Source organism: Pseudomonas sp. NPDC087803, assembly GCF_044742995.1.
In the GTDB taxonomy this organism is placed as follows: Bacteria; Pseudomonadota; Gammaproteobacteria; order Pseudomonadales; family Pseudomonadaceae; genus Aquipseudomonas.
In genome coordinates this window covers 38849-42212 of record NZ_JBIUVO010000046.1, presented here as the reverse complement: position 1 = coordinate 42212, position 3364 = coordinate 38849, and the positions used below count along the sequence as shown (strand labels likewise).

Sequence of the window (3364 nt, the reverse complement as noted above, 5' to 3'; positions counted from 1 at the left end):
CAAGAACAAGACGTAAAACAATATCATCTTCGTTCAATTGACTAAACCCGATTGCCCGAGCAAAAAACAGATTTCGCCTTCATTGACGGTCAGGCTTACCGAGTCCACGGCTTTGACATCTTTGCCGTTGCTCTGGAAGGTCTTGCTGAGGTTTTGAAGTTCGATCATTTGAGGAGTCCTTTTGGAGTCAGCGTACGTTGCAGCCACTGCAGGAGAAGGTCGGCGAAGATCGCCAGAAGACTGACCAGCAGCGCGCCGACGATCAGCATCGACATGTCGCTGCGGCTGATGGAGGCGAGGATCAGCACACCGAGGCCCCCGGCGCCGATGGTCGCGGCGATGGTCATCACACCGATGTTCATCACCACCGCAGTGCGCACCCCGGCGAGGATCACCGGCACCGCAATCGGCAACTCGACCATGCGCAGGCGCTGGCCGAAGGTCATGCCGATGCCGCGTGCGGCTTCACGGATACCCGGCTCGACGCCGGTCAGGGCGAGGTAGGTGTTGCGCATGATCGGCAGCAGTGAATAGAGGAACACCGCGGTGATCGCCGGCATCGGCCCGAGGCCCTGGCCGAACTTGGAGTAGAACGGCAGCAGCAGACCGAACAGGGCAATCGACGGCACGGTCAGCAACACCGTGGCGCTGGCCTGCAAGGGACCGGCGAGGCTCGGGAAGCGCGTCATCAGAATGCCCAGTGGCACACCGATGAGGATCGCCAGTGTCACGGCGATGCCGACCAGGGTGATGTGCTGCCAGGTCAGGTGCATCACCTGCTGCCAGTCGAGGTGGGAAAAGGCGTTCAGAAATTCCATGACTTTTCCTCCTTAGTTGAGTGGGTGCTGGCGCAGGAAATCCGCGGCCACTTTCGACGGGCTTTCGTGATCGACGTCGACCCGCGCGTTGAGCTGGCGCATGGTTTCGTCGTCGAACAATTGCGCCAGCGGCTTGAGTTGCTCGGCCAGTTGCGGGTGCGCATCGAGGTAGGCCTGACGCACCACCGGCGCGGCGGTGTAGTCGGGGAAATAGTGCTTGTCGTCTTCCAGCAGTTTCAGGCCAAAGGCGTTTAAGCGGCCGTCGGTGGTGTAGACCAGACCGGCAAACACCTGACCGTTGCGCAGCGCGGTGTAGACCAGCCCTGCGTCCATCTGGCGGATGTTGTTGCGGGTCAGGTTCATGTCGTAGAGCTTGACCATGCCGTCGAGACCGTCGGAGCGGTTGGCAAACTCGGTGTCCAGCGCCACCAGATGATTGGTCTTCGCTTCATCGCGCAGCACCTTGTTCAGGTCACTGATGGTGTTGATCTGCGGATATTGCTCGGCGACTTTTTTCGGCAGGGCGAGGGCGTAGGTGTTGCTGAATTTCGACGGGCTCAGCCAGACCAGGCCTTTTTTCGCGTCGAGTTCTTTGACCCGCGCGTAAGACTGTTCGCTGTCGAGTTTCTCGGTGACATGGTTGTATGCCACCAGCGACACGCCGGTGTATTCCCAGAGCATGTCCAGCTGCCCGCTTTCGTGAGCGCTGCGGGCGAGGTTGCTGCCCAGACCGCCGGTGATCTGCGCGTCGTAGCCTTTGCTGCGCAGGTATTGCGCGGTGATTTCCGCGAGCAGGGTTTGCTCGGTGAACACCCGGGCGCCGAGGCGGATCACCGGTTTTTCGGCGGCTTGGGCCAATCCTGCAAACAGCAGGAGGCAGCTCAAGATCAAGCTAAATCGTTTCATAAATATTCCTTCGCAAGAGCCTTAAGACGGGCGCAAACCGCGTTCCAGCCAGAGACGGCTGGCGAGGGTGACCACGCCATCGAGCAGCAGGGCCAGCAGCGCGGTGCACGCGGCGCCGAGCAGCAGTTGCGGCTGATTGTTCAGGGCGATGCCAGGGAAGATCAGGCTGCCGAGGCTGTTGGCGCCGATCAGGAAGGCCAGCGGCGCGGTGCCGACGTTGATCGCCAGTGCCACGCGCACGCCACCGATGATGATCGGTACGGCGTTGGGCAATTCGACTTTCCACAGCACCTGACGCGGGGTCATGCCGATGCCGACGGCGGCTTCTTTCAGCGAGCCCTGGACGTTTTTCAGGCCTTCATAGGTGTTGCGCACAATCGGCAACAAGGAGGCGAGGAACAAGGCGAAGATCGCCGGACCACTGCCGATGCCGAGAATCCCCAGGGCAATCGCCAGTACGGCCAGCGGTGGCACGGTGTTGCCGATATTGAAGATCTGCATGAAGCGTTCAGCGCGGCCGACCATGGTCGGGCGACTGAGGAAGATACCGGCGGGGATGCCCACGACCAGGGCGGCCAGCATTGAAGCGAGGACGAGAATCAGATGAGCTTGCAGGTAAAACAACAAATCGTCGCGGTAGTGTTCGATCGTGTTGATGCCGATCCAGTGGACCAGCAGGGCCAGGAGCGCGATAACCACCGCACCTCCCATCAGCCCTTTGCCATAGCGGATAGCCACAGGCGGACTCCTTTTTTATAGTCGGCGAACGCCGTCCCGAGTGGCATGCCATGCCTGGCTGCCGGGAAATAAACGTTCGCGAGAAGCAGCTCCCTCAGCACCGGCAACAAGCGGTCTGAAAGCGAGCCATGAGCGCAGCCTCGTCAGGCTAACTTGCTGATTTTTCAGCCCCTGACGAAATGTCGTAACAGGGGATGGACGTCTCCGTGCTTCAAAAGGTTCCCACATCAGATGCCATCTGGCCACCTGTAGGAGCTGTCGCAGGCTGCGATCTTTTGATTTTGTTGTTAAGCGCAGGATCAAAAGATCGCAGCCTTTGGCAGCTCCTACAGGGATTTGCGGGTCCGAGGGACGGTGGTCTGGCGATCACTTTTTAAGCTATACTCGCCGCCCTTTTTTGAATCACCGCCAGGCGATTTCCCATGACCAACCAGGCCGCCGAAGTCGCGAAACGCCGCACTTTCGCCATTATTTCCCACCCCGATGCCGGTAAAACCACGATCACCGAAAAGCTCCTGTTGATGGGCAAGGCGATTGCTGTGGCCGGCACGGTGAAATCCCGTAAATCCGATCGCCATGCGACATCCGACTGGATGGAGATGGAGAAGCAGCGGGGTATTTCCATTACCACGTCGGTCATGCAGTTCCCGTATCGCGAGCACATGATCAACCTGCTCGACACCCCGGGCCACGAAGACTTCTCCGAAGACACCTACCGCACCCTGACGGCGGTCGACTCGGCGCTGATGGTCCTCGACGGCGGTAAAGGCGTTGAGCCACGGACCATCGCGCTGATGGATGTCTGCCGTCTGCGTGACACGCCGATCGTCAGCTTCATCAACAAACTCGACCGTGACATCCGCGACCCGATCGAACTGCTCGACGAAATCGAAGCCGTCCGC

3 protein-coding genes and 2 pseudogenes are annotated in these 3364 nt (G+C 59.8%); 1 reads left to right on the top strand and 4 read right to left on the bottom strand.

From position 1 onward, the window contains the following. Nucleotides 1-45: 45 nt before the first annotated feature. From ACIOUG_RS19865 to ACIOUG_RS19850, 4 genes and pseudogenes are all read right to left on the bottom strand, one after another. A pseudogene (locus ACIOUG_RS19865) lies at nucleotides 46-168 on the bottom strand (glycine/betaine ABC transporter ATP-binding protein); the annotation flags it as partial. Further along, nucleotides 165-818, bottom strand: a complete 654-nt coding sequence (locus tag ACIOUG_RS19860) for an ABC transporter permease (RefSeq protein ID WP_007965673.1) — start codon at nucleotides 816-818, stop codon at nucleotides 165-167. The gene ACIOUG_RS19860 and the pseudogene ACIOUG_RS19865, both read right to left, overlap by 4 nt. A 12-nt stretch (nucleotides 819-830) precedes the next feature. Continuing rightward, nucleotides 831-1724 carry a glycine betaine ABC transporter substrate-binding protein gene (locus ACIOUG_RS19855; RefSeq protein ID WP_401068001.1) on the bottom strand — a complete coding sequence of 298 codons (894 nt, stop codon included), beginning with the start codon at nucleotides 1722-1724 and terminating at the stop codon, nucleotides 831-833. A 21-nt stretch (nucleotides 1725-1745) separates the two neighbouring features. Continuing rightward, a complete protein-coding gene (locus ACIOUG_RS19850) occupies nucleotides 1746-2435 on the bottom strand; it encodes an ABC transporter permease (protein WP_177327464.1) in 690 nt (229 codons plus the stop codon). Nucleotides 2436-2884: 449 nt separating this feature from the next. Here ACIOUG_RS19850 and ACIOUG_RS19845 point away from each other — a divergent pair. Then, nucleotides 2885-3364: pseudogene (locus tag ACIOUG_RS19845) on the top strand (GTP-binding protein); the annotation flags it as partial.

Bases quoted from the DNA above. Each gene is read 5' to 3' on its own strand.
- ACIOUG_RS19850 (WP_177327464.1), bottom strand. From the start codon at position 2,435: ATGGGAGGTGCGGTGGTTATCGCGCTCCTGGCCCTGCTGGTCCACTGG.
- ACIOUG_RS19860 (WP_007965673.1), bottom strand. From the start codon at position 818: ATGGAATTTCTGAACGCCTTTTCCCACCTCGACTGGCAGCAGGTGATG.
- ACIOUG_RS19855 (WP_401068001.1), bottom strand. From the start codon at position 1,724: ATGAAACGATTTAGCTTGATCTTGAGCTGCCTCCTGCTGTTTGCAGGA.